Source organism: Methylobacterium sp. Leaf123 (genome assembly GCF_001423405.1).
Taxonomy (GTDB): Bacteria; Pseudomonadota; Alphaproteobacteria; order Rhizobiales; family Beijerinckiaceae; genus Methylobacterium.
Genome location: NZ_LMNS01000038.1, coordinates 192,532 through 218,325 on the forward strand (window position 1 = coordinate 192,532; position 25,794 = coordinate 218,325).

20 protein-coding genes and 4 pseudogenes are annotated in these 25,794 nt (G+C 66.4%); 9 read left to right on the top strand and 15 right to left on the bottom strand.

Annotation, left to right across the window (positions count from 1 at the left end; all coding sequences use genetic code 11):
- Positions 1-14 precede the first annotated feature (14 nt).
- The 4 genes from ppk2 (at position 15) to ASF53_RS20545 (ending at position 4,452) form a co-directional block, all read left to right on the top strand.
- The gene (ppk2, locus tag ASF53_RS20530; RefSeq protein WP_056203035.1) at positions 15-857 is read left to right on the top strand and encodes a polyphosphate kinase 2; all 843 of its coding nucleotides are present in this window, start codon (positions 15-17) and stop codon (positions 855-857) included.
- Positions 858-1,102: 245 nt separating this feature from the next.
- Positions 1,103-1,531, top strand: a complete 429-nt coding sequence (locus tag ASF53_RS20535; protein ID WP_056203038.1) for a potassium channel family protein — start codon at positions 1,103-1,105, stop codon at positions 1,529-1,531.
- Positions 1,532-1,571: 40 nt separating this feature from the next.
- Complete coding sequence (locus ASF53_RS20540) at positions 1,572-3,242, top strand: SulP family inorganic anion transporter (protein ID WP_056203041.1); 1,671 nt, start codon at positions 1,572-1,574, stop codon at positions 3,240-3,242.
- A 100-nt stretch (positions 3,243-3,342) separates the two neighbouring features.
- Positions 3,343-4,452 carry an AraC family transcriptional regulator gene (locus ASF53_RS20545; protein WP_082482926.1) on the top strand — a complete coding sequence of 370 codons (1,110 nt, stop codon included), beginning with the start codon at positions 3,343-3,345 and terminating at the stop codon, positions 4,450-4,452.
- A 134-nt stretch (positions 4,453-4,586) separates the two neighbouring features.
- On the opposite strand, the gene ASF53_RS20550 is transcribed toward ASF53_RS20545, so the two are convergent.
- The 15 genes and pseudogenes from ASF53_RS20550 to urtA all read right to left on the bottom strand — a co-directional run bounded on the left by ASF53_RS20550 (position 4,587) and on the right by urtA (position 17,050).
- On the bottom strand, positions 4,587-5,087 hold the full coding sequence (locus ASF53_RS20550) for a hypothetical protein (RefSeq protein WP_056203047.1): 501 nt from the start codon (positions 5,085-5,087) through the stop codon (positions 4,587-4,589).
- A 219-nt stretch (positions 5,088-5,306) separates the two neighbouring features.
- Positions 5,307-5,681: a hypothetical protein gene (locus ASF53_RS25310; RefSeq protein WP_082482927.1), complete on the bottom strand. Its 375-nt coding sequence runs from the start codon at positions 5,679-5,681 to the stop codon at positions 5,307-5,309.
- A 316-nt stretch (positions 5,682-5,997) separates the two neighbouring features.
- The gene (locus tag ASF53_RS20555) at positions 5,998-7,050 is read right to left on the bottom strand and encodes an aliphatic amidase (RefSeq protein ID WP_056203051.1); all 1,053 of its coding nucleotides are present in this window, start codon (positions 7,048-7,050) and stop codon (positions 5,998-6,000) included.
- A 70-nt stretch (positions 7,051-7,120) separates the two neighbouring features.
- A pseudogene (locus ASF53_RS26875) lies at positions 7,121-7,288 on the bottom strand (carbohydrate porin); the annotation flags it as partial.
- Between the two features lies 1 nt (position 7,289).
- Positions 7,290-7,859 (bottom strand): annotated as a pseudogene (locus ASF53_RS26880) (carbohydrate porin); the annotation flags it as partial.
- Between the two features lie 82 nt (positions 7,860-7,941).
- Positions 7,942-8,268, bottom strand: a pseudogene (locus tag ASF53_RS26885) (carbohydrate porin); the annotation flags it as partial.
- Between the two features lies 1 nt (position 8,269).
- A pseudogene (locus ASF53_RS26890) lies at positions 8,270-8,938 on the bottom strand (carbohydrate porin); the annotation flags it as partial.
- A gap of 167 nt (positions 8,939-9,105) precedes the next feature.
- Positions 9,106-9,423 carry an FmdB family zinc ribbon protein gene (locus ASF53_RS20570; RefSeq protein ID WP_004446576.1) on the bottom strand — a complete coding sequence of 106 codons (318 nt, stop codon included), beginning with the start codon at positions 9,421-9,423 and terminating at the stop codon, positions 9,106-9,108.
- A gap of 64 nt (positions 9,424-9,487) precedes the next feature.
- Positions 9,488-10,717 carry a formamidase gene (gene fmdA / locus ASF53_RS20575; protein ID WP_056203054.1) on the bottom strand — a complete coding sequence of 410 codons (1,230 nt, stop codon included), beginning with the start codon at positions 10,715-10,717 and terminating at the stop codon, positions 9,488-9,490.
- A 162-nt stretch (positions 10,718-10,879) separates the two neighbouring features.
- Positions 10,880-11,896 carry an alpha/beta fold hydrolase gene (locus tag ASF53_RS20580; protein ID WP_056203057.1) on the bottom strand — a complete coding sequence of 339 codons (1,017 nt, stop codon included), beginning with the start codon at positions 11,894-11,896 and terminating at the stop codon, positions 10,880-10,882.
- 11 nt (positions 11,897-11,907) lie between these two features.
- The gene (gene urtE, locus ASF53_RS20585) at positions 11,908-12,597 is read right to left on the bottom strand and encodes an urea ABC transporter ATP-binding subunit UrtE (protein WP_200943310.1); all 690 of its coding nucleotides are present in this window, start codon (positions 12,595-12,597) and stop codon (positions 11,908-11,910) included.
- Positions 12,598-12,667: 70 nt separating this feature from the next.
- Positions 12,668-13,456, bottom strand: coding sequence for an urea ABC transporter ATP-binding protein UrtD (gene urtD, locus ASF53_RS20590; RefSeq protein ID WP_056203063.1), 789 nt, complete (start codon positions 13,454-13,456; stop codon positions 12,668-12,670).
- Between the two features lie 11 nt (positions 13,457-13,467).
- Positions 13,468-14,649, bottom strand: a complete 1,182-nt coding sequence (urtC, locus tag ASF53_RS20595) for an urea ABC transporter permease subunit UrtC (RefSeq protein ID WP_056203065.1) — start codon at positions 14,647-14,649, stop codon at positions 13,468-13,470.
- A gap of 13 nt (positions 14,650-14,662) precedes the next feature.
- Positions 14,663-15,589, bottom strand: coding sequence for an urea ABC transporter permease subunit UrtB (urtB, locus tag ASF53_RS20600; RefSeq protein WP_056203068.1), 927 nt, complete (start codon positions 15,587-15,589; stop codon positions 14,663-14,665).
- A gap of 207 nt (positions 15,590-15,796) precedes the next feature.
- Positions 15,797-17,050, bottom strand: a complete 1,254-nt coding sequence (urtA, locus tag ASF53_RS20605; protein WP_012254636.1) for an urea ABC transporter substrate-binding protein — start codon at positions 17,048-17,050, stop codon at positions 15,797-15,799.
- 549 nt (positions 17,051-17,599) lie between these two features.
- Here urtA and ASF53_RS20610 point away from each other — a divergent pair.
- The 5 genes from ASF53_RS20610 (at position 17,600) to ASF53_RS20630 (ending at position 25,790) form a co-directional block, all read left to right on the top strand.
- Positions 17,600-20,815 carry a hybrid sensor histidine kinase/response regulator gene (locus tag ASF53_RS20610; protein WP_056203867.1) on the top strand — a complete coding sequence of 1,072 codons (3,216 nt, stop codon included), beginning with the start codon at positions 17,600-17,602 and terminating at the stop codon, positions 20,813-20,815.
- Positions 20,808-21,710, top strand: a complete 903-nt coding sequence (locus ASF53_RS20615) for a response regulator transcription factor (RefSeq protein WP_056203072.1) — start codon at positions 20,808-20,810, stop codon at positions 21,708-21,710. The genes ASF53_RS20610 and ASF53_RS20615 overlap by 8 nt, the downstream gene beginning before the upstream one ends.
- A gap of 453 nt (positions 21,711-22,163) precedes the next feature.
- On the top strand, positions 22,164-22,961 hold the full coding sequence (locus ASF53_RS20620) for an invasion associated locus B family protein (RefSeq protein WP_056203076.1): 798 nt from the start codon (positions 22,164-22,166) through the stop codon (positions 22,959-22,961).
- A gap of 535 nt (positions 22,962-23,496) precedes the next feature.
- Positions 23,497-24,255 carry a precorrin-6A synthase (deacetylating) gene (gene cobF / locus ASF53_RS20625; protein WP_056203079.1) on the top strand — a complete coding sequence of 253 codons (759 nt, stop codon included), beginning with the start codon at positions 23,497-23,499 and terminating at the stop codon, positions 24,253-24,255.
- Between the two features lie 224 nt (positions 24,256-24,479).
- Positions 24,480-25,790: a COG3904 family protein gene (locus tag ASF53_RS20630; RefSeq protein ID WP_056203081.1), complete on the top strand. Its 1,311-nt coding sequence runs from the start codon at positions 24,480-24,482 to the stop codon at positions 25,788-25,790.
- Positions 25,791-25,794 lie beyond the last annotated feature (4 nt).

Here is a 25,794-nt window from a genome sequence, read left to right on the forward strand (position 1 = left end):
GAAGGAGCACGACGATGCACGAGATCGAGCAGGTCATGCTGGCCGACAAGCCCGACGCGGATCCGCCCGATCCCGGGGCCGTCAAGAAGCTCAAGAGAAAGAACTACGAGCGGGAGTTGCGTAAGCTCCAGGTCAAGCTCTGCCACCTGCAGGATTGGGTCAAGCGGACCGGCGCTCGCATCATCATCGTGTTTGAGGGCCGCGATGCCGCCGGCAAGGGCGGCACGATCAAGGCCATCACGGAGCGCGTCAGCCCCCGCGTCTTCCGCGTCGTGGCGCTGCCGGCACCAACCGACCGCCAGAAGACCCAGATCTTCATCCAGCGCTACATCGAGCATTTCCCGGCGGCCGGCGAGATCGTGATCTTCGACCGCAGTTGGTACAACCGGGCGGGCGTCGAGCGTGTCATGGGCTTCTGCAACGAGACGGAGTATCGCCGGTTCCTCGATCTCTGCCCGCGGATCGAGCGCTTCATCGTCGATGGTGGAACCCAACTCATCAAATTCTGGCTGGAGGTCGGCAAGCAAGAGCAGAAGCGGCGCTTCCTGGCGCGTATCGAGGATCCCCTGCGGCAGTGGAAGTTGAGCGCAATGGATCTCGAATCCTACGGGCGCTGGTACGAGTTTTCAAAAGCCCGCGACGCGATGTTCGCGGCCACCGACACGGATGACGCGCCCTGGAACGTCGTCCGCTCGGACGATAAGCGTCGGGCTCGCCTCAACTGCATTGCACGCCTCATCCACCTCATCCCGTTCAAGGAGCAGAAACGCGAGGCGGTGATCTTGCCAAAGCGCAGCAAGGACAAAGCGTACGATGACGCGCTTCGGAAAAAGCACTTCGTTCCGGAACGCTACTGAAGACAGGTTCGCCCCGCAGAGCCGAGGGCGAAAGCGACATGGGAGCGGCGTCCCGGTTCCGCTTCTGTGTTGGGACAACGATTATCGGATCGTCAACCGCACACGAAAGATCATTCGGGCCCTTCCGGCACTCTGAGAAACGGCCGCCGGCGAAGTTTCGATCACGTCCCCCGGCCCCTGTTTGACGCCTGTCCTTGGACCGGCGGTCGGTGCCTGCTTTTGCGGTCAAGCTGCGGAGGGCGAGAATGTTGGCTCAACTGGCGGTCGGGGCAGGTGCCAGCATCTGCAGCATCACCGTCCACTCATTCATGATGGCGGCGGTCCTCAAGGTGGCCCGTTTTCATGCCGGCATCAGCAGGTACAGCAGCGCTTCACTTTCTTGGACCATGTCATCCGTGATGTGCGTCCTGATGGCAGCGCATACCCTGGAGGTCATGATCTGGGCCCTCATCTACACGATCATAGAGGTTGCCCCGGCTGGATCTAATCTCCTGTACTTTGCCTTCGTGAACTACACGACGCTGGGCTATGGCGACATTATGCCGGTCGAGAGCTGGCGCCTTCTGGGTCCCGTCGCAGCGATGAACGGCATCCTGCTGTTCGGCTGGTCGACGGCCGTCATCTTCGAAGTGCTCCGGCGCACCCTCATCCGCATGGACGAAATCGCGCATTGAAGGCGCCCCCGCGTGGCGAGCCGGTCGCGGAGGACCGCAGATGAAGGACTTGGTCTCGACGAGGGGCGGCTCCGGGAACGGTAAGCCGGTCGCGTTCGGCTTCGACCTCGTGGCAGGGCTCACCGCCGCGGCCGTCGTCCTGCCCAAGGCCATGGCCTATGCCGCGGTGGCCGGTCTACCGGTGGCCGTCGGCCTCTACACCGCCTTCGTTCCCTCGATCATCTATGGCTTGCTGGGCTCATCGCGCGTGCTGAGCGTCAGTTCGACCACGACGCTGGCCATCCTGACGGGGGCCGAACTCGGCAGCACGGTGCCGGATGGCGACCCGGCGAAGCTTCTCACCGCGACGGCAACGCTCACGGCCCTCGTCGGCGCGCTGCTCCTGACGGCGCGCCTCCTGAAACTCGGCTTCGTTGCCAGCCTCATCTCCGTGCCGGTCCTCACGGGATTCAAGGCGGGGATCGGCCTCGTGATCCTCCTGGATCAGGCGCCCAAGCTTCTCGGGCTCCACATCGCAAAGCAATCGTTCTTCGCCGACTTGGCCAGCCTCGTTCGACACCTCCCCGAGACCTCATGGCCGACCCTGGCTGTTGCGGGCATCACGCTGGCCATGCTCGTCGGCATGGAGCGTCTCAAACCTCATTCGCCGGCCCCGTTGGTCACGGTCGCGGTCGCCATCGCCGCTTCATGGCTTCTGAGCCTGGGCGCATGGGGAGTCTCGACCGTCGGGGCCATCCCACAGGGCCTTCCATCGCTGACCCTGCCCGAACCGACGCTCGTCCAGGCGCTGCTGCCCGGCGCCATCGGCATCGCCCTGATGAGCTTCACGGAGAGCATTGCGGCAGGCCGGGCCTTCGCGGCACCGGGAGACCCACCCATCAACGCCAATCGCGAATTGGTCGCGACAGGCGCGGCAAACCTGGGGGGAGCCCTGCTCGGATCCATGCCGGCTGGCGGCGGGACATCGCAGACCGGCGTCGTGCGCTCCGCCGGAGGCCGGAGCCAAGCGGCCTCGCTCGTGACGGCCGCGGCGGCTCTCGGCACGATGCTCTTCCTGGCCCCGGTGCTGAGTCTCCTGCCGCAAGCGACCCTTGCGGCCATCGTCATCGTCTACTCGGCCAGCCTCATCCAACCGGCCGAGTTCCGGGCCATCTACAAGGTGCGGCGGATGGAGTTCCGTTGGGCGGTCGTGGCGGCCGTCGGGGTGCTCGTCTTCGGGACGCTCCAAGGAATCGTCGTCGCCATCATCCTGTCGCTCCTCGGCCTTGCCCTCCAGACCGCGCGTCCCCGGGTCTCAGTGATCGTTCGCAAACCTGGGGCCGATGTCCTGCGTCCCCGCTCGTCCGAGCACCCGGACGACGAGATGTTCGACGGCCTCCTGATCCTCCGCCCCGAGGGGCGACTCTACTTCGCAAACGCTCAAAACGTGGCAGATCGGATCCAGGCCCTGATCGCCGAATACAAGCCGCGCGTCGTTGCACTCGATTTCAGCCGCGTACCCGATATCGAGTACTCGGCCCTGCAGATGCTCCAGGAGGCGGCCCGGCGCACGAGCGTGCCGTTCTGGCTGGTTGGGCTCAACCCGAGCGTACTCGATATGGTTCGGCGCGCAGGTCTGGACCAGGAACTTGGCGCGGACCGTCTTTTGTTCAACGCACGGGCTGCAATCGAGCGTTACAAGGCAATTCCGATACAATCTGATCAGAAATGAACCCATTTCGGCATATTTTATAAAACCCAATATTGCCAATTGCGAAATGCAGATGCTTCATATCTTATAAAAACGCTGAACATGGGTGGTGAGGGTTTTCATGTCCTCTTCTGCTGGATTGCGTATGGGCGTCCCCCCTGATTCATCGAAAACGGCTGAAATCCTCGGCTCTGAGATCCAGCAGCCTATCGGGTTGAGCCGGCCCGGAGTGGCGCGGACGGTCTACACGACCCTCATCGAACTCGGCGCCGATCCAGAGAAGCTGCTCTGCGAGCTTGGGCTCGATCCTGGGCTATTCGGCTGCGGCGCGCGCGTCCCATACGCCGCACTGGGCAAGCTGGTCGCCCATGGAGCGGACAGGACAGGTTGTCCGCATCTTGGGCTCCTGATCGGGCGGCGGGCCACCCTGGCCTCGCTCGGACGGCTCGGGCTGCTGATGCGCCACTCGGAGACAATGGGTGACGCCTTACGAGCGCTCGAAGCGCATTCCGGCACACAGAACTGGGGCGCGGTGATCGCACTCGCCGTCGATTGCGACATCGCCGTCTTGAGCTACTGCCCCTATGGCCCGGATGCCGCGGGCGCCCCCCTTCATTCGGAGCGGGCACTTGCCACAACGACCAGCATCCTTCGGATACTGGCGGGCCCCGGCTCTGCCTTGTTGGAGGTTCTGCTGCCCCGCTCGGTGCCGCGCGATGCGGCCCCCTACCGCGACTTCTTCCGGGCACCCGTCCGCTTCGACCAGGAAATGGCCGCTTTGGTGTTTCCCGCCCGGCTTCTCGCCCAACGCATCGAGGGCGCGGATCCCGCAATCCGCCGGAGAGTGGAAGATCGCATCCGCAGGCTCGAGGCCAAGCAATCCTCCAACCTCACGGATGAACTCCGTCAGTATCTGCGCGCCCACGTGACACGGCAGCGCTGCAAGGCGGAACAGGCGGCGCGCCTGAGGCTCGTCAGCCGACGCACCTTGAGCCGTCGCCTGAGATCGGAGGGAACGACGTTCCGGCAACTCGCCAACGAGGCGCAATGCCAAGTGGCGAAGCAACTCTTGACCGATACCACCATGACCATGGCCCAAGTTTCGGCCATACTGGACTTCTCCGAGCCGGCCGCCTTCAGCCATGCTTTCCGACGCTGGTTGGGCATGACACCGAGTGCTTGGCGGCGCGAAAACCAACCGCATATCGGCCTTCGTCAAATACAGGCCTGAGGTCGCGATTCGGGCCAGACACGGCGTCCACTCCCAAAGGACTGACGGAAGAGCCCGTGATGGGAGCGACGTTCCGCACGTGTCGTGATGCTCGGGCTGAAGCCTTGCAGTATCGGCGGGGGCAGCCATGCCCATCAGGTCGGCGGGCGTGTGTCCCAGTCGAGGAAGAAGCCCACGTCGCCCGGCATGCCGTTGGGCCAATCGACGATCATCGCCCGCAATCCATAGCCGGCGCCCTGCAAACGGTCCCGCCAGAACTCGTAGGCCTGGCGGGCCCGTCCGGTCAGGGTCTCCGGCCAATCCGTGTCGCAGTTGTTGATCGCCCGGCCGCCGTCGCTGCACATCGCGTTGGGAAACCGCATCACCAAGAGCTCTTTCTTGCCCTGCTCCGCCGCGATACGGAGCTTATGCAGAAGCAACTTCGTGATCTCCTGCATCCGATCGGCGGTGAGTTCGATGGGCTGGGACAGGGACTTCATGAGTTCGGCCCGCGCCTCGGCGGCACGGTCATCGCCCTGCATGTCCCGCATGGCCTGGGCAGCCCTCAACGCGGCTGCGTAACCGGCGAGTTCGGCGGCGGAGAGGAAGGTCTCGTCGCCGAGTTCGGTCGGCGGCTTTGTCCCAGGCGCTTCCATGATCGGCTCCCGTTGCTCAGAGGGCCACATCGGGCCAAGTCTCACCCAGCCCCTTCGCGCGGCTCCAAGATCGATGGCATCGATGAGGGCACGCGGACAGAGAACGACATCGCGCTAGAGCCGTATCCGACCTGATTGCATCAGGCCGGCGTCTCTAGATCTTTGTTTTGACGCGCTTTCTTTCGCCGAACCGGCGTCCACTTCGTCGGAAACTGAAGTTCAGTACGGGGTGCAGGCTCCGGTGTTCGGGTCGTAGTAGTGATACGATCCACAACTGCCGTAGGATCTGGCCCCGTAGGCAGCGGCGGCCCCAACGCCCAAGGCGGCTGCGCCGTAGGCATACGGACGGTACCCGTAGCCACCACGATAGCCGTAGCGCCCGTAGCCACCGCGATAGCCATAGCGCCCGTACCCGCCCCGGTAACCGCCCGCCACGGCACCGCGGTGTCCGTGATAGCCTCCGCGGTAACCGCCGACTCGGGCGCCGTGGAAGCCGCCCCCGCCACGGAAGCCACCACCGCCGAAGCCGCGCGCTTCCACCGTCACGCCGCTGGCCATCAGGACAAACACGGAGGCAAGGATCAGTCGCTTCATGGCGAAGGTCTCCTGTTCGTGTGACGCCGTCATGAGACGGGTCGCGCCCAGCGCGCTCTTTGGCCAGCGGCCACGTCAGACCTAATACCTCGGTGATATCGACGGATCCGAACGACTGCTTGATCAGACAGGACAGACGGCATTCCCGCGCCTGCGAACGCGCTGCTTGGTCGAAAATCTCGATCAACGACAGCGATGCGTGACACGCGAGGTTCCCGACAAAACGCCCCGCCTGCGCACAGACGCAGAACGCCCTCCACCCGGATCGGATGGAGGGCGCTCGGCCGCATGACGTGGCGCTTCAGCCTGTGGGGGCTCAGCGCGGATCGGGCGGGCCTTCGCCCTTGCCGACGAAGGGGATGCCCTCGATCGGGCATTCCTCGGTGCCGACGCTGGAGCGGGTGATGGCGCGCACCGCGTCGCGGGTGCCGTCGGGATCCTCGATCCAGCGGCGGTAGAAGTCGTAGGGGCATTCCGACATGCCGTGCCGGTTCTCCTTCGAGTTGATCATGCCCGTGTAGCCGCGGTGCAGCAGCTTGAAGAGGTGGTTCTCCGACTGGCCATGGGCGCGGAAGTCGCGGATCAGGAATTTCGAGAGCGCCGCGTACTGGATGCCCATCTCCTCCTCGCCGCACTCGCCCAGCGTGCGACCGTCGAAGCCGATGATCGCCGAGTGGCCGAAGTAGCTGTAGACGCCGTCGAAGCCGGCGGCGTTGGCGACCGCCACGTAGGTGTTGTTGGCGAATGCCATCGCCTTCGAGATCAGAACCTGCTGTTCCTTGGCCGGGTACATGTAGCCCTGGCAGCGGATGATCAGTTCGGCGCCGCGCATGGCGCAGTCGCGCCAGATCTCGGGGTAATTGCCATCGTCGCAGATGATGAGGCTGATCTTGAGGCCCTTGGGGCCATCCGAGACGTAGGTGCGGTCGCCCGGATACCAGCCCTCGATCGGGGTCCAGGGCATGATCTTACGGTACTTCTGCACGATCTCGCCCTGGTCGTTCATCAGGATGAGCGTGTTGTAGGGGGCTTTGCGCGGATGCTCCTCGTGGCGCTCGCCGGTGAGCGAGAACACGCCCCAGACCTTGGCCTTGCGGCAGGCGTCCGCGAAGATCTCGGTTTCCGCACCGGGAATGGAGGAGGCGGTCCCGTACATCTCGCCCGCATCGTACATGATGCCGTGGGTCGAGTATTCGGGGAAGATCACCAGATCGAGGCCCGGCAGACCGGCCTTCATCCCGATGATCATGTCGCCGATCTTCTTGGCGTTTTCCAGCACCTCGGCCTTCGTATGCAGCCGGGGCATCTTGTAGTTCACGACGGCGACGCCGACGCTGTCCTGACTCGACGAGATATCACCGTGCATCATGGCGATGTTTCCTCCGGTTGGTGTTGGGGGAGGGGCCCGTCGCGCGAGCCCCCTTTTCTTGGCTCGAGGGCTAGCCCGGAGCGAGGCCGAGCAGGGTGCCGAGCGGGACGACGAGGGTGGCACCGGCGTAGAAGCCGTCCTTGGCGCGCCGCGCGGTGAAGGGGTTCCAGAACGTGTTCGGGTTGACCACGTACTGAACCACCGGCTCGATGATCACGCCCGCGCCGACATCGAAATGNCTTGGCGCGCCGCGCGGTGAAGGGGTTCCAGAACGTGTTCGGGTTGACCACGTACTGAACCACCGGCTCGATGATCACGCCCGCGCCGACATCGAAATGCGCGTTGGCCTCGAATACGAACTTGTCGCGCGAATACGGGGCCCCCGAACCGCCCGAGATGAAGTTCGCATCCGCCAGGAACTGCGTGTAGTTCTCCGACAAACGCTGCCAGTTCATCTTCAGCCCGTAGCTGTCGTTGGGCCGGCTTTGGTCGGGCGCGTCGAGACGCACACCGACGAACGAGTTGAAGCGGATCGGCACCGTCGGGTCGAACGAATAGCCCGTGCCGGTGTAGAGCGAGATCGACGTCGGGTGCGGGTTGGCGACCAGGCTGCCATCGGCGCGCCAGACCGTCTGCGTGCCGGTGAGCACGATGCCGGACGTGCCCGATTTCTGCAGCACCGGAGCGCCGGGGTTCAGGCCCTTCGAGGTGCCGAACACCGTCTTGAAGTTGTCGTCGTGATCCGCGGTGTTGAAGAAGCCGGTGAGCGAGGCGCGGCCCGGATAGGCGGTCATGGTGTAGTCGGTCTTGGTGCCGATCTCGGTCATCACCAGCGCGCCCGAGAGCCGCTCGTAGCCGAAATCGTAGCCGGACAGCGCGTTGGTGCCGGGNCATGGTGTAGTCGGTCTTGGTGCCGATCTCGGTCATCACCAGCGCGCCCGAGAGCCGCTCGTAGCCGAAATCGTAGCCGGACAGCGCGTTGGTGCCGGGGTTCACCGAGAAGGCGCCGGCCTGGACGTAGCTCGTCGGCGAGAGTTGGTAGGCGGCGTTCGCACCCCAGACCGCGTAGAGCGGCGAGGTAAAGCCGGCATTGATGTAGAACAGATCCTGGAAGCAGGAATTGATCGAGTTGCACGGCGGCAGGCCGTAATACCGATCGGGATGGGTGCGGCCGACCTCGATGACGAGGCGGTCGTCGAGCAGCTTCTGCTGGTAGGTNGGATGTCGCGATCTCGTACCTGCCCGACGAGCAGTAGAACAGATCCTGGAAGCAGGAATTGATCGAGTTGCACGGCGGCAGGCCGTAATACCGATCGGGATGGGTGCGGCCGACCTCGATGACGAGGCGGTCGTCGAGCAGCTTCTGCTGGTAGGTGAGCAGCGAGAGGCGGTTGTTATTGGGGTTGAACGGCGGCTGGTAGCCGACCGTGGTGTCGCCGATATCGGCGGCCATGTTGAGGTTGCGGACGTTGCCGAAGAAGGTCTGCGTGAACTTGATGGTGCCGCCGGCGATATTGGCGATGCGCTGCATGTCGGCGGTCATGGAGAGGACGAAGTAGGTCGAGTTCGACTGCTCACCGGTGCGCAGGCCGGCCGAAGGGTTGGCTTGGTAGAAGTTGTAGATGTTGATGTCGAAGGTGAGCCCGCGCTCGGCCATATGGGTGGCCCAGGGGGCGAGCGGGCCGATGCGGACGGGATCGGCGGGTTTCTCGGCGATGCGCGGATCGGTGCGCGGCTGGGTCTGGTCGTTGAACTGACCCACCGGCGAGGCTTGCTGCGCGAAGGCGCCGGTCGCGGTGGTGAGGCCTGCCGCCAGCAGGGCGCCGGCTGTTCCGATCCCGACGCCGCGGCGGCGTCTGGCCCGTGTCTGTGTCACTCGCTCAAGCATCGTCAGTCCCCAACCCGTCCTCTGCACCGGCCTGCGCACTGGGTTCGTCCCGCTTGTCGTGTCGCGGCCGGCGGCTCCTCCACGGAGCTGTTCTTCGGTTCGATCCATCCTCCCGGAGGCGGAGCGGCGGGCACACCAGGGCGCCCGCCGCGGAGACGGCCCTTCGATCAGTGGCTGATCATCCAGGGCCGCGCGTTCGGGAAGCTCTTGGCCGCCGCGGGTGCGGCGGACGTCTTCTTCGGCGAGCAGCAGCCGCAGCCGGCCCCGTGGGCCCCGGAGCGGCGCGGCTCGTGGCGGCTGCGCTCGTTGGTGGCGTGGGCGGCCTTCAGGCCGGCATCCATGCCGGAGATCCGCGGGGCGGTGAGGAAGGCCCGCTGACATTCCCCGCCGCAATCCGGGCAGTCATGCGGGTCCTTGAACTGCGCCATCGGGCGCAGCACCGTGAACGGACCACAGCTCTCGCAGGCGTAATCGTAGACGGGCATCTCAAGCACTCTCAGGCGAAGTGTGTGCGGTTTGCCGCCCGGAGAGGGCGGCAAACCAAGAGATTCAGAGATCCGGCGAGAGCGGCATCTGGATCGAGCCGTCGAGGAACTTCGTCGGCCCGGCCTCGGACGGGTTGATGTCGAAGTCGAAGATGCCCGTCGGAATCCAGAGCGTGGCGCAGGCGTTCGGGATATCGACGACGCCGGAGATGTGGCCCTGGACCGGGGCAGTGCCGAGGATCGAGTAGGCCTGGGCGCCCGAATAGCCGAACTTCTTCAGGTACTCGATCGCGTTGAGGCAGGCTTGGCGGTAGGCGACGGTGACGTCGAGGTAGTGCTGCTTGCCGTACTCATCGACCGAGACGCCCTCGAAGATCAGGTGATCGTCGTATTTCGGCGTCATCGGCGACGGCTTGAAGATCGGGTTCTTGATCCCGTATTTGGCCATGCCATCCTTGATCAGGCTCACCTTGAGGTGGACCCAGCCCGCCATCTCGATGGCGCCGCAGAAGGTGATCTCGCCGTCGCCCTGGCTGAAATGCAGGTCGCCCATGGAGAGGCCGGCACCCGGCACGTAGACGGGGAAGTAGATCTTCGAGCCGCGCGACAGATCCTTGATGTCGCAATTGCCGCCATGCTCGCGCCCCGGCACCGTGCGGGCGCCCGTCGCCGCAGCGTTCTCCTTCGCGTCACCCTTCAGCCGGCCCATATGCGCGGTCGGGCCGAAGGGGAGGGTGGCGAGCGCCGGCACCCGGCTCGGATTGGTGTCGTAGAGCGCCTTCTCGCGGGTGTTCCAGGTCTCCAGCATCTTCGGATCGGGCAGGCAGCCGATCAGGCCGGGATGGATCAGGCCGGGGAAGCGCACGCCGGGCACGTGGCGCGACTTGGTGAACATGCCCTCGAAATCCCAGATCGACTTCTGGGCCTGGGGGAAGTGTTCGTCGAGGAAGCCGCCGCCATTGTTCTTCGAGAAGAAGCCGTTGAAGCCCCACTGGCTCTCGGCCTTGGCGCCGATATCGAGCAGATCGACCACGAGAAGGTCGCCGGGCTCGGCGCCCTCGACGCCGATCGGACCCGACAGGAAGTGGACGATCGACAGGTCGATATCGCGCACGTCGTCGGCGGAATCGTTGTTCTTGATGAAGCCGCCGGTCCAATCGTAGGTCTCGACGATGAAGTCGTCGCCGGGCTTCACGGTGGCGACCATCGGAATGTCCGGGTGCCAGCGGTTGTGCACCATGTCGTTGTCGTAGGCCGACTGCGTGAGATCGACCTTGATCAGGGTCTCGGGCATTTCCTTTTCTCCTTTACTGTCCGAATTTCAGGCAGCCGTCCCCGTTGCGTGTCCGGCATGAGTCCGGCCGCCTCGTGGATCGTTGTTGTCGTTCTTCGTTCATCCGGCGCGGGTCGGCGTCGGATCGGTTCGGGCGGGTCGCCGGGGCGTCCCGCGGATGGCTCAGCTCGCGAGCAGCTCCTTCAGGGCCGCATCCAGCACCTTGATGTCATCGGGGGAGGTGCCGGGGCCGCCGGCGAAGTGGCCCCAATAGGTCTCAACCGTGCGCAGTTCCGCGTTCGGCATGTGCTCGACCTCGATGGCGCTGTCTTCCGGCGGGAAATACAGGTCGGTCGAGGCCGGCATCACGAAGGCCTTGGCCGTGATCGCGCCGAGCGCCTTCTTGAGATCACCGCCGTAGAGGTCGTTGGCCGAGATGTCGCCGTTCTGCCACGTCCAGAGCATGGCGAGCAGGTTGTTGGCGTCCTTCTCCAAGAGCCAGCCTTCCCAGAAGCCGACGAGGAAGTCTTCAAGCGAGGCGTAGCCCATCTGTTGCAGGTCGGCCTCGACCCGGTAGAAGGTCTGCGAGAAGCCCCAGCCGGCATAGACGCGGGCGGCGGCGCGCAGGCCCTTCTGCGGTTGTTCGGCGTAGAACCCGTCGGCGAAGGCGGCATCCGCCTGGAGTGCGGCCTTGACGCCCTCCAGGAAGACGAAGTTGTGCCGCGAGCATTGGGCCGAGCCCTGGAAGGGCAGGATGCGCCCGACCATGTCAGGAAAGATCGCGCCCCAGTGGAAGGTCTGCAGCGCACCCATCGACCAGCCGGTGACGAGCTTGATCCGCTCGATGCCGAAGACTTCCGTGACCAGCCGGTGCTGCTGCACCACGTTGTCGTAGGCCGTGACCTTGGGAAAGCGCGGCCCGTTGAAGGGTGCCGGCGTGTTGCTCGGCGAGGACGACAACCCGTTGCCGAACAGGTTCGGCACGATGATGAAGTACCGGTCCGGATCGAGCGCCTTGCCCGGCCCGATCAGCCACTCGTTCTCGAGATGCGTGCCGGAATACCAGCACGGATAGACGATGACGTTGTCGCGTGCCGCGTTGAGCGTGCCGTAGGTCTTGTAGGCGAGCCGCGCGCCGCGGATCGTCTGCTTCGATTGCAGAACGACGTCGCCGAGCTCGAAGATCTCGTAATCGGCCATCGCAACAATCCTCAGACCGAGAGGAAGCGGGCGACCTGCGCCTCGTCGATGTCGGCACGCAGACTCTCGTGGACGATCGAGCCGTTCTCGATCACGAGAACCCGGTCGGCCACGTCCATGGCAAAGCTGAGCACTTGCTCCGAGACGACGATCGACAGACCGCGCTCGTCGCGAATCTTCTTCAGCGTACGCCCCATTTCGCGAATAATCGAGGGTTGAATACCCTCCGTCGGCTCGTCGAGAAGCAGAACCTTCGGGTTGCTGGCAAGCGCCCGGGCGATGGCGAGCTGCTGCTGCTGGCCGCCGGAGAGGTTGCCGCCGCGCCGGCCCTTCATCTCCAGCAGCACCGGGAACATCGTGTAGAGGTCCTGCGGCACCTTGCGCGAGCCGGTGACGGTGAGACCCGTCTCGATATTCTCCTGCACCGTCATGGTGGAGAAGATCATCCGGCCCTGCGGCACGTAGGCGAGGCCCTTGGCCACGCGGGCATGGCTCTTCAGGGCGGTGACGTCCGTGCCGTCGACGGTGATCGTGCCGGACTTCGTCGGCACGATGCCCATCAGCGTCTTCATGAGCGTCGACTTGCCCATGCCGTTGCGGCCCATCACGGCGACGATCTCGCCGGGCGCCACATAGAGGTCGATGCCGTGCAGAACCTCGCTCTGGCCGTAAGCCGAGTGGAGGTCGGAGATCGACAGAATGGCTTGCGTGCCGGGGACGACCGGCGGCACATGGGGGGAGGCGGAGGTCTGGAGCATGATCCGTTCGCCTTCAGTGACCGAGATAGACTTCGATGACCTTCGGGTCGTTCTTGACCCGCTCCATCGACCCTTCCGACAGCACCTTGCCCTGGTGGAGCACGGTGACGCGGTGGGCGATGTCCTCGACGAATTTCATGTCGTGCTCGATGACGAGCACCGAGCGGCCCTTGATGATCTGGTTCAGGAGTTCGGCGGTCTTGATGCGCTCGCCGACGCTCATGCCGGCCACCGGCTCGTCGAGCATCAACAGCTCCGGGTCCTGGATCAGCAGCATGCCGATCTCGAGCCACTGCTTCTGGCCGTGGCTCAGGAACTCGGCGCGCGCGTCGAGCTGATCCTTGAGGAAGATGGTGTGGGCGATCTCGTGGATGCGGTCGCGCACTTCGGCATCGCGCTTGAAGGTCAGCGCGCCGAACACCGAGCGGCCGCGGGGGAACGAAATCTCGAGATTCTCGAACACCGTCAGGTCGTCGTAGATCGAAGGCGTCTGGAACTTGCGCCCGACGCCGGCCTGGACGATCGCGCTCTCGGAGAGCTTCGTCAGCTCCTGGCCCTTGTACTTGATCGAGCCGGCGCTGGCCTTGGTCCGCCCGCAGATCAAGTCGAGCACCGTGGTCTTGCCGGCGCCGTTGGGGCCGATGATGACCCGGATCTCGTCCGGATCGACATAGAACGACACGTCGTTGACCGCCTTGAACCCATCGAAGGAGACGGTGAGCGCCTCGACCGCCAGCAGGAAGTCCTTCTCGCCGGCGGGCGTGCCGATCGGGGCAGTAGAGGGGAGGATGGCCGCGTTCATGGGTTTCGTCCTCACTCGGCCGGGGTGCCGTGGGGCAGGGCGGAGCCGGCGACGGGCGCCAGACCCTTGGCCTTGCGGAACAGGCGGGGTTCGATGTGCTCGCGCCAGATGCCGGCGAGACCGTTGGGGAAGATCAGCACCACGGCGATGAACAGGCCGCCGAGGCCGAACAGCCAGAGATCGGGGAAGGATTCCGAAAAGCTCGTTTTGGCCCAGTTGACCAGCAGCGTTCCCCAGACCGCGCCGAAGAGCGAGAGGCGCCCGCCGACCGCGGTGTAGATCACCATCTCGACCGAGGGTACGATGCCGACGAAAGAGGGCGACATGAACCCGACCTGCAGGGTGAACATCGCCCCGCCGATCGCCGCGAAGGCGGCCGCGAGGCAGTAGGCGAACACCTTGAAGCCCGCCACCGAGTAGCCCGAGAACCGGACCCGGTCCTCCTTCTCGCGCATGGCGACGAGGATGCGCCCGAGCTTCGACTTCTTCACGTACTGCGCCATCAGGATGCAGCCGATCAGCAGGCCGCCATTGACGAAGTAGAGGATGAACTTCGCGCTATCCTGGCGGATGTCCCAGCCGTGGAGGGTGCGCAGATCGGTGATGCCGTTGATGCCGCCGGTATAGCCCTGCTGGCCGACGATCAGGATCGTCAAAATCGCGGCGATGGCCTGGGTGATGATGGCGAAATAGGTGCCGCCGACGCGGCGCTTGAACATCGCCACCGAGATGAGGAAGGCGAAAGCCACCGGCACCGCGACAACAAGGAGCAGCGTCAGCGGCAGGCTCTGGAACGGGTGCCAGAACCAGGGAAGCTCCGTGATCTGGTTCCAATCCATGAAGTCGGGAATGCCCGGCGTCGACTGGATTTTCGTATTTTCGACACTCGAAGCCTCAAGCTTCAAGTACATCGCCATACAATAACCGCCCAATCCGAAAAAAACGCCCTGGCCAAGGGAGAGGATGCCGGCATAGCCCCAGCAGATGACGAGGCCCAGCGCGACGAAGGCGTAGGTGAGATACTTGCCGACGAGGTTGAGGCGGAAGCCGTCGAGCATGAGCGGCAGGACCACCAGGATCACGCCGGCCAGCAGCGCAAGGCTGACCCACTCGACCGGCTTCATGAAGGGGTTGTCGTTGACGGTGACCGCCTTCGACAGGGACTGAACGGGGCTCGTCTTTTGGTTCGTCATGGGGGCGCGCTCCTCAGCGACGGACCTTGAGGGTGAACAGGCCCTGCGGCCGCAGCATCAGGATTCCCACCACCGCGAGCAGGGTGAGCACCTTGGCCATCGAGCCGGAGAGGAAGAATTCGAGGGTGGATTGGGTCTGCGAGATCGAGAAGGCCGAGGCGATGGTGCCGAGCAGGCTCGCCGCGCCGCCGAAGACCACGATCAGGAAGGTATCGACGATGTAGAGCTGGCCCGAGGTCGGCCCGGTTGAGCCGATCATCGTGAAGGCCGAGCCGGCGATGCCGGCAATGCCGCAGCCAAGGCCGAAGGTGGTGCGATCGACCTTCTCGGTATCGATGCCGACGGCGCCCGCCATCGGGCGGTTGCCCATCACCGCGCGGATCTGCGCGCCGAAGCGCGAGCGGTACATCAGCACCGCGACGCCAAGCGTGATGACGGTGGTGACCGCGATCACGAACAGGCCGTTGATCTGCACCTCGATGGAATCGGTGACGGGGATCGAGCCCATCATCCACGAGGGCAGTTCGACGCCGACCTCGCGCGGGCCGAAGATCGTGCGGTAGGCCTGCTGCAGGATCAGCGAGAGGCCCCAGGTCGCGAGCAGCGTGTCGAGCGGGCGCTTGTAGAGGTGGCGGATCAGCGCCCATTCCACCAGCATCCCCATCGCCCCGGACGCCAGGAAGGCGAGCGCCATGGCGACGAAGAAGTACGCGCCGAACAGCGAGGGCAGGTAGGTCTGGAAGAAGGTCGAGCAGAGATAGGTGACGTAGGCGCCCAGGATCATGAACTCGCCGTGGGCCATGTTGATGACGCCCATCTGGCCGAAGATGATCGCCAGGCCCAAAGCCATCAGCACGTAGACGGAAAACAGGATCAGACCTGCGAAGCCCTGCATCACGAAGATCGAGCTGAGGTCTGCGAGCGAATAGTCGCCGAACATGGTGTGATCTCCGATCCGGCCCGGACAGGCCTTCACTCGGTCAATCCATCCAGATCACCTCATCCTGAGGTGCCGGAGCGTAGCGGAGGCCTCGAAGGAGGCCTCCGGCGTGCGCGAGATCCCTGGCCCCCTCCTCCGAGGGCCGCGGGCGCGGCCACCTCAGGATGAGGTCAGGGGAGGGGATCAGCCCTGCAAGACGTAGGCCGACTACTGGTAGCCCTTCGGGAAGGGGTTCGGCTCGATCAGCTCGGGGCTCTCGTAGACCACCTCGAACTGGCCGCTCGGCAGGGCCTTGGCGACGCGGGTCTTCGACCAGAGGTGATGGTTCGGGTGCACCTTCACGTAGCCTTCCGGCGCTTCCTTGAACTCGATATCGGCGGAGGCCGCGGCGACCTTGTCGACATCGAAGGAGCCGGCCTTCTCCACCGCCATCTTCCATAGGAACGGGCCGAGATAGGCGGCCTGGGTCACGTCGCCGATGACGGTCTTGTCGCCCCACATCTTCTTGAAGGCGGCCACGAACTTCTCGTTGTTCGGGTTCTTGAGCGACTGGAAGTACTTCATGCAGGAATAAGCGCCGGCGATGTTGTCGCCGCCGATGCCGTCGATCTCGTCCTCGGTCACCGAGATCGTCAGCAGGGTCTGCTTGTTGAGGTCGATGCCCGCCGCCTTGAGCTGCTTGTAGAAGGCCACGTTCGAGCCGCCGACCACGTCGGCGAAGATCACGTCCGGCTTCTTGAGCTTGATCTTGTTGATGACGGAATTGAACTGGGTGTGGCCGAGCGGGAAGTATTCCTCACCGGCAACCGTGCCCTTGAGCACGTTCTCGATGTGCTTGCGGGCGATCTTGTTCGAGGTGCGCGGCCAGATGTAATCCGAGCCGACCATGAAGAACGACTTGGCGCCCTTCTCCTTGGCCACCCAATCGAGCGAGGCGAGGATCTGCTGGGTCGCCTCCTGGCCGGTATAGATCACGTTCTTGGACTGCTCCAGGCCCTCGTAGAAGGTCGGGTAGTAGAGCAGGCCGTTATACTGTTCGAAGACCGGCAGCGCGGCTTTGCGCGAGGCGGAAGTCCAGCAGCCCATCACCGCGGCGCAATGGTCGTTGACGAGGAGCTTCTTGGCCTTCTCGGCGAAGGTCGGCCAATCGGAGGCGCCGTCCTCCTGGATCACCTTGATCTTGCGGCCGAGCACACCGCCCATCTCGTTGATCTGGGCGATGGCGAGCTTCTCGGCCTGGATCGAGCCGGTCTCGGAGATCGCCATGGTGCCGGTCGCCGAGTGCAGGATGCCGACCGTGACCTCCGTGTCGGTCACCGCGAGCCCGGTCGTGTTGACGGCCGAGGTCGGCGCGGCGGCAAACGCCATCCGTGGCATCATCGCCAGCGCGGGAAGCCCCGCGAGACCCATGAGAAGCTTGCGCCGCAGGGCCGAGTCCAGGCCCTTCTTGTCGTCCGCCATCGTGCCTCAACCCCTGATCTGGCTTCGGCACGGCTCTGCCGGTCGGCGGCCGTGCTCGAACGAGGGGAAGGCTAGGCTTGATGGCGGGCCACGGCCCATACGCTGTTTTGCGTATGTCCGCCCGGCAGACCGGGCCGTAGCGTGCCGCTCTCGATTCCGTGAGCGCCGACCGTTAGACCATCGTCCCGAAAGGTGGTCGCCGGCTTTCGGAAAGAGACGATGAAAAAACAGAAAGCCAGAGCATCGTCCTGGACCCGATTTCGGAGACGATGCTCTGGGGATGGAGCGTGCAGCGCCGTGACGGACCACTCGGGCGGCACATCCGTTGCAAGCCGGTGATCCGCCCATCGTGAGGACGGCCCCCTGAGCGCCCGGTCCATCATCCCGATCCGCCGGGACTACAACCGCCTCGTCGCCGACGAGACGCTGGAAGACTATGCGCTGCGCTTCACCGCGAAGAAGGCGCGGCGCTGGTCGTCCTTCCGCATCGCGCAGACGGCTTTGGGCTCGCTCTCGTTCCTGGCGCTCGAAGCCATCGGCGGCACGCTGGTGCTCGCCACGGGCTTCACCAACACCTTCGCCGCCGTGCTCGTCGTCGGGCTCATCATCTTCGCCACTGCCGCGCCGATCACGATCTACGCCGCGCGCTACGGGGTCGATATCGACCTCCTCACCCGCGGAGCGGGCTTCGGCTATCTCGGCTCGACGATCACCTCGCTGATCTATGCCGGCTTCACCTTCCTGTTCTTCGCCATCGAAGCGGCGATCATGGCGCTGGCGCTGCAGCTCTGCTTCGGCCTGCCGCTCTGGATCGGCTACATCGTCAGTGCGGGGGCGGTGATCCCGCTCGTGATCTACGGCATCCGCCTCATCAGCCGCTTCCAGCTCTGGACACAGCCGCTCTGGATCGGCCTCAACCTGCTGCCGCTCCTCTGCATCTGGTTCTCGGGGCCGGTGCCGTTCGAGGCCTTCACCGGCTATCCCGGCCTGGAAGCCGCGGGCGCCGGCTTCGATCTGCGCCTGTTTGGGCTCGCTTCCGGCATCCTGTTGGCGCTGCTGGCCCAGGTCGGCGAGCAGGTCGACTTTCTGCGGTTCATGCCGCCCCCCCAGGGGAGGGGTGATTGGCGCTGGTGGGTCGGGGTGCTCTCAGCCGGCGCCGGCTGGATCGTACCGGGGATGCTCAAGATCCTGCTCGGCGCCTTTCTCACGGTGCTGGCCCTCGGCCACGGCGTCTCGCCGGAGCGCGCCGCCGGGCCGACGCAGATGTACGCGGTCGCCTTCGGCTACGTCTCGAACTCGCCCGGCATCGCGCTGGCGCTGACCGGCCTGTTCGTGGTGATCTCGCAGCTCAAGATCAACGTGACCAACGCCTATGCCGGCTCGATCGCGTGGTCGAACTTCTTCTCGCGCCTCACCCATAGCCATCCGGGCCGGGTGGTCTGGCTCGTGTTCAACGTCGCCATCGCGCTGCTGCTGATGGAACTCGGCATCGACAAGACCATCGAGAGCACGCTGCCGCTCTATGCCTGCGTGGTCTCGGCCTGGGTCGGGGCGCTCGCCGCGGATCTGGCGGTCAACAAGCCGCTCGGGCTGTCGCCGCCGGGCATCGAGTTCAAGCGCGCGCATCTCTACGCCATCAACCCCGTCGGCACCGGGGCAATGGTGCTCTCGCTGCTCGCCGGCTGCCTCGTCCATGCCGGCCTGTTCGGCGACGCCCTGCAGCCCTTCGCGCCGATGCTGGCGCTCGCCACGGCGTTTGCCGCCGCACCCGCCATCGCCCTGGCGACCGGGGGCAAGCGCTACCTCGCCCGCGAACCGCAGGCGGCCTGGGACCGGGCGGAGATTACCTGCCGGGTCTGCGAGCACCCGTTCGAGGCCGAGGACATGGCCCAATGCCCGGCCTATTCAGGGCCGATCTGCTCGCTGTGCTGCTCGCTCGATGCCCGCTGCGGCGACCTGTGCAAGCCGCATGGGCGGCTGGAGGTGCAGGCCCACGACGCGCTCGCCCGCGTGCTGCCCGCCCGCACCGCTGCCTGGATCGGCGCGCCGCTCGGCCGCTACCTCGCGCTGATGCTGACCCTGATCACGGTGATCGGGCTGATCCTCGTCATCGTCCATGCGGGTGCGGCCGCCGCGCATCCGGAGCATGGCGAGACCCTGCGCGCGGCGCTCACCAGCCTGTTCTTCATCCTGATCGTCATTCTCGGCGTGGTCGCATGGCTGTTCGTGCTGGCCCAGGAGAGCCGCCGCGTCGCGCAGGAGGAGACCGCGCGCCAGACTGTCCTCTACGAGGCCGAAATCGCCGCCCACAAGATCACCGACGCCAAGCTGCAGCAGGCCAAGGAGACGGCGGAGGCCGCCAACCTTGCCAAAAGCCGCTACGTCGTCGGCATCAGCCACGAATTGCGCACGCCGCTCAACGCCGTGCTCGGCTACGCGCAATTGCTGGAGGGCGATCCCAGCATCCCGGAGCCGCGCCGCAACGGCATCCGGGTGATCCGCCGCAGCGCCCAGCATCTTTCCGGCCTGATCGACGGATTGCTCGATATCTCACGGATGGAGGCGGGGCGGCTCCAGACCCACCGCAACGAGATCCGGCTCGCCGACTTCCTCGCCCAGATCGTCGACATGGTGCGGCTCCAGGCCGAAGGCGCGGGCTTGCGTTTCCGCTTCACCCGGCCTGAAATCCTGCCGGCCGTGGTGGCGACCGACGAGAAGCGCCTGCGCCAGATCCTGCTCAACCTGCTGTCCAACGCGATCAAGTTCACGCCCGAGGGCGAGGTCGCGCTGGAGATGACCTATCGCGGGCAGGTCGCCGTCTTCACGATCCGCGACACCGGACTCGGCATTCCGGAGGCCGATCTCGGCCGGATCTTCGAGCCGTTCGAGCGCGGCTCGATGCCCGCCGCCCGCGCGGCGCCGGGCACGGGCCTCGGGCTCACCATCGCGCATCTGCTGGCGCAGGTGATGGGCGGCGAGATCACCGTCGAGAGCCGGGTCGGGGAGGGCACCTGTTTCCGGGTGCGGCTGATGCTGGCCTCGGTGAACCGCCCGGCACCCGCCGCGATGCCGCCGCCCGCCGCCTGGGCACGCCCGGCCCCGACGGAGGCCGGCCGCCTCGTTCTTGTCGCCGACGACGATCCCGCCCACCGCGCGCTGATGCGCGAGATCTTGGAGCCCTTGGGCTTCACGGTTGCCGAGGCGCCGGACGGCCCGGCCTGCCTCGCCCTGGCCAAGGCGCGCGAGCCGGCCCTGATCCTGCTCGACATCGCCATGCCGGGCCTCAGCGGCTGGGAGGTGGCCAAGACGTTGCGCGAGACCGGCTTCACCGCCCGGATCGCGATGATGTCGGCCAATGTCCACGAAATCAGCCCGAGCCGCGGGGCGGATGCGCCACACGACGACATCATCGCCAAGCCCTTCGACATGCAGGATTTCCTGGAGAGGATCACCGGCCTTCTGGGCACCACCCGCCCGCCGCCCGTCGCGCCCCCGGAGGGCCGCCCGATCATGCGGCCCGAGCGCCCGGCCGAGGTGCCGACGGGAGACGCCGCGCGTGGAGGCGCCGTGCCGGCCGAGCACGTCGCCGCGCTGCTGCGCCTTGGCCGCATCGGCCATGTCCGCGGCATCGAGGCCAAGCTCACCGAGTTGGAGACCGATGCCGCCGTGCCGCCCGCCTTCATCGCGCAGATGCGCGGGCTGGTGACGGCCTACGACATGCGCCGCTATGTCGGCGTTCTGGAGGGATTGGCCCGCGATGCCTGACACGCGGCGCGACATCGTCCTCGTCGTCGATGATTCCCCCGATACGCTCAGCTTCCTCACCGAGGCGATCGAGCGCTCCGGCGCCACCGTGCTGGTGGCGGTGGGCGGCGACCTCGCCCTCGACCTCGTCGAAGAAATCACCCCCGACATCATCCTGCTCGACGCGGTGATGCCGGGCCTGGACGGGTTCGAAACCTGTCGCCGGCTCAAGGCCAAGGGCCATCTCGCCCACGTGCCGGTCATCTTCATGACCGGGCTGTCGGAGACCGAGCACATCGTGAAGGGCCTGGGCGCGGGCGGGACCGACTACGTCACCAAGCCCATCGCCCCCGACGAGATCCTGGCGCGCATCCGCGTCCACCTCGCGAGCGCGCGGGCCGCGCAGAGCGCCCGGGCGGCGCTCGACACCGCCGGGCGCACCTTGTTCGCCGTCGATGCCGCGGGCGCAGTCCTGTGGTGTACGCCGCAGGCCGCACAGGTGCTCGCCGCGCTGGGAGCCAGCGAGCCCCTGAGCCTTCCCCCGAGCGGACGCGACTGGCTGGCCAAATGCCTCGCCGGCACCGCTTCACCACTCACGCTCACCGATGCGCAGGGGCGCATCCATACCTTAAGCTTTATCGGCCGCACCGGGCCGGAGATCCTGCTGCGCCTCTCCGGCGATCCCGCCGCCGCGGGGCTGGAACGGCTGCGCGAGCGGCTGCCCATCACCGGCCGCGAGGCGGAGGTGCTGCTCTGGCTCTCCCGCGGCAAGTCGAGCCGCGACATCGGCGAAATCCTGGGCCTCAGCCCCCGCACGGTGACGAAGCACCTCGAAGGCATCTACGCCAAGCTCGGCGTCGAAAACCGCACCGCCGCCTCCGCGGTCGCGGCGCGGCACCTGCGCGATCTGGATTGAGCCGTTCAAGCACCATCGCCATCGCGAGGTGGAGCCGAAGCGATCCAGGGTTCGTCCTCGTCCGGCTGGGGCATCGATCCGAAAGGTCCCCACCGGCTTTCGGACAAGACACCTCGCCGCAGAGCCCGAACACGACCGCTCGAGACGAAAAACCAGCCGAACGGCTCTTCAATCCGCACGCGGGCCGGGCATGCGACTTGAGGCGGCGGATGCAGGGGTGTAGGGCGCAGGCGTCATGCCTTCGCCGCATTCCAGGGGAAAGCAGGCCGCCGTCTCGTTCGGGTAGAAATCGTGCCGCGCCCGAGGCCGCATATGCCGATCCGGCGCACCGCCAAGACGGCCGCGCCTCGGACCGATCGGCCGGGCCTGCGGCCATCCCGCGGGGCCGCGGCGGACCGAGTGAGCACCGCGGCACGTATCTACGCGCCATTCGTTGAAGGGGTCATAACGCCGATGTTCCTTGCCAAGTTCTCCATGGCCAAGCCTTCCGCGCGCCCATTGCGCGTGGCCGCGATCCTCGCCATGGCGGGCCTGGGCGCCGGCCTGGGCGGAACCGCGTTCGCGCAGAAGAAGCCGGCCGCTCCGACCCCGGCCCCCGCGCAGGCCCAGCCGGCCGCGCCGGCCCAGCAGCAGGGTCAGGCTGCCGGCCCGCAGCTCATCAATGTGAAGTCCGAGCCGAGCCAGGCCGACTGGACCAAGGTCTGCGGCAAGGACCAGGGCTCGGGCACCGACGTCTGCTACACCACCCGCGACTTCGTGTCGGATAGCGGCCAGCCGGTGCTCGCCGTCGCGGTCTACGACATGAAGAACGCCGCGACGAAGCAGGAGGTGAAGGTCGTTCGCTTCCTTCTGCCGCTCGGCCTGATGCTGGCGCCCGGCATGCGCTTCGATGTCGATGGCAAGGAAGTGACCGGCGGCAAGTTCGCGGTCTGCTTCCCCAATGGCTGCTTCGCCGAGGCCGGCGGCGTCTCCAACGAGCTGATGAACGGCTTCAAGAAGGGCACGACGCTCAACGTCCGGGTCCAGAACCAGACCCAGCGCGAGGTCGTGTTCGCGGTGCCGCTCACCGGCTTCGGCAAGGCCTTCGACGGCCCGGCCATCGACCCGAAGGTGCTCGAGGAGCAGCAGAAGAAGCTCCAGGCCGAGATGGAGAAGCGCAGCGAAGACATGCGCAAGAAGCTGGAGCAGCAGGGCTCGGCCGGCGCCGCCCCGGCGCCCGCAGCCCCGGCCGCCAACGCCGCGCCGAAGTAAGCCGCGCCGTCCAACGGACTTCAAAAGGAAAGCCCCGCCGTGCTCGCCACGGCGGGGCTTTCTCGTTCTCGAAGCGGCCGGCTGTCGAAAGCGACGAGCGCAACGCAACCACAGGGGGCGTCAAGCGTTCGGCCTGTCCCAGATCAGCCGGGGAGCCACAGTCAATCGCCAAGTCGTCGTTAAGGATGTTTCGCCGAGCGGCCTCTGGGATAGCGGGAGCAATGGTGACGAAACGCACCGCGCAATCCCACTGCACAAGGTTAGGGGTTATTTAACGATCACGGCGGCCGCGAAGGAGCCGCAACGGAGTTCAGGCAATGAGCCAGCGCATCGACGACATCAAGTTCATGGCGACCATGACCTTCGTCACCCTGTTCGGCACCTGCCTCACGGCGCTGGTGGGCTGAGCCTCAGCCACTCCGAGCACCGTCCGATCCGGAGGCTCCCTTACTAGCCGGGATCCGTTAAGAAGCCGCTTCCCTCTCTCCCCTCGCGGGGATGTCGCCGGGACCAAGCCCGGCCGGAAGCGTGAACCGTGCGACACATCCACGTCATCGGCATCGGAACCGGCAACCCGGAGCACCTGACCATCCAGGGCCTCCAGGCGTTGAAGGCGACCGATGCGATCTTCGCCCTCGACAAGGGGGAAGCCAAAGCCGGCCTGCTCGGCGTGCGCCGCCAGATCTGCGACCGCTACATCCAGGGGCGGCCCTACCGCTTCGTCGAGGCCGCCGACCCCGAACGCGACCGCCGCCCGGCGGATTACGGCGTGGCGGTGGTCGACTGGCACGCGGCCCGCGCAGCCCTCTACGAGGATCTCATCGCCGAGCATCTGCGCGAGGACGAGCGAGGCGCCTTCCTCGTCTGGGGCGACTCGTCCCTCTACGACAGCACCCTGCGCATCCTGGAGCGCGTGCTTGTCCGCGGCCGCGTCGGTTTCACCTACGACGTGATCCCCGGCATCACCAGCGTGCAGGCGCTTGCCGCCGCCCATCGCATCCCGCTCCATCGCATCGGCGAACCGGTGCGGATCACCACCGGCCGGCGGCTTCGCGACGGCTTGGGTGCGGAACCCGGCGCCACCGTCGTGATGCTCGACGGCGACCCGCGCTTCGACGGGCTCGATCCCGATCTGACGATCCATTGGGGCGCCTATCTCGGCACGCCGGACGAGCTGCTCGTCGCCGGCCGGCTCGGTGACGTGGCGCCAGAAATCCGCCGGGTGCGCGCGGAGGCCCGCGCTCGCCACGGCTGGATCATGGACATCTATCTGCTGCTCAGACCCGCGCCCTGACGCCGCCGACGCGCCGGCTTCGCGCTGCGACATAGTGTCGAAGCGGGGAAGCGCCTGCCGCAAACCGGGCCGCACGAAACCGATTTCTTCCGCGCCTCCCATCCCCGGCGACAAGGGCCGCCTCCGGCCGTGTTTTCGCCCTGGCAAAGGCCTTGCTTCGCCGCTCTCGCGATGGACACTTTGCGGGTCGAACGAGAACCCGAACCATCCTGCGGGGGCGAATCATGGCGGCTGGCTCGCGGCGGGCCGTGCGCGGTGTTGCTTGCGTCTCGGCCGGGCTGGCAGGCGCCCTGATGGCGGGCCTTCTGCTCGCTGGCCCGGGCCGAACGACGAGCCCGCGCGGGGCGATCGATCCGGTCGGCGGCGGGCTCACGACCCACACCGTTGCGAGCGCGCCGGACGCGCCCGCGACCCGCATCACCCTTGGGCCCGACGGACGCGACATCCGGCTGTCCGGTGAACTGACCGAGGGAGCGGCCGAGCGGCTCGCCGGGCTGCTGGAGGCCCACGGCTCGGTCGAGCGCATCCATCTCACCAGCGAGGGCGGTCTGGTCGATGAGGGCGCGGCCATCGGTGCGCTGATTGCGGAGCACGGCCTCGTCACCTACGTGCCGGATTACTGCGTCTCGGCCTGCACCCTGGCCTTCGTGCGCGGGCGCGAGCGGCTGGTCCTGGCGGAGTCTCGGCTTGGCTTCCACGCGCCCTACGAGACCGGCCCGTTCGGCGTCGAGATCCCGGCCGACAGTGCGCCCGAGCGCGCCGCCTACCTCGCCGCCGGAATCAGCGCCGATTTCGTCGAGGCTGCCCTTCAAGTCCGGCCGGACGACCTGATGATCCCCGACACCGCCACCCTGATGAGGGCCGGCGTCGCCACCGGCCGGGTCGATCCCTACCGCTTTCCCGATTCCACCCTCGACGACAGCGCCGGCCCGGAGCGGGCCCGCACCGTGATCCTGCGCGACGTGCCGCTGCTGGACGCGGTGGAGGCCGATGCACCGGGGACGATCGCGCCGATCGCCGCGTGGTATCTCGACGGCTATCGCCGGGGCCGCTCGGAAGGGGACGCCGTCGATGGTGTCCGCCGGATGGCCGCGCAGGCCGTGGCGCGAAACCTCGCCGAGGCCGATCCGGCCGCTCTTACCGATCTCGGCCGGATGATCCTGCAGACGATGCAGCGTCCGAGCCCGGACCGAAGGCGGATCTGCGCATCGGCCGAGAACGGGGTGGGCGCGGTGCTGACGCGGCCACGCCTCGGCGCGGCGCAACTTTCTGAGGGACGGGCGATCCTGTCGCGGGCACTCGGGCTGAGGGCGACGGAGGCGGCGCCTCAGCCCCTCCACGAAGTTGCGGCGATCGCGGTGGCGACCTCACCGAAGCCGGCGCGCGGGCGCGGCTGCTCGGCCCTGCGAAAGGCGTTCGCCGCAGCTCTGGCCCGCCCGATGCCCGAGGCGGCGCAGGCCTTGCGCCCGCTGCTGTTCCCCGCGCCGCCGGCCCGCCCGCGCGCTGCGCTCGAAGCCTCCGCGCAACCGCGATAAATCC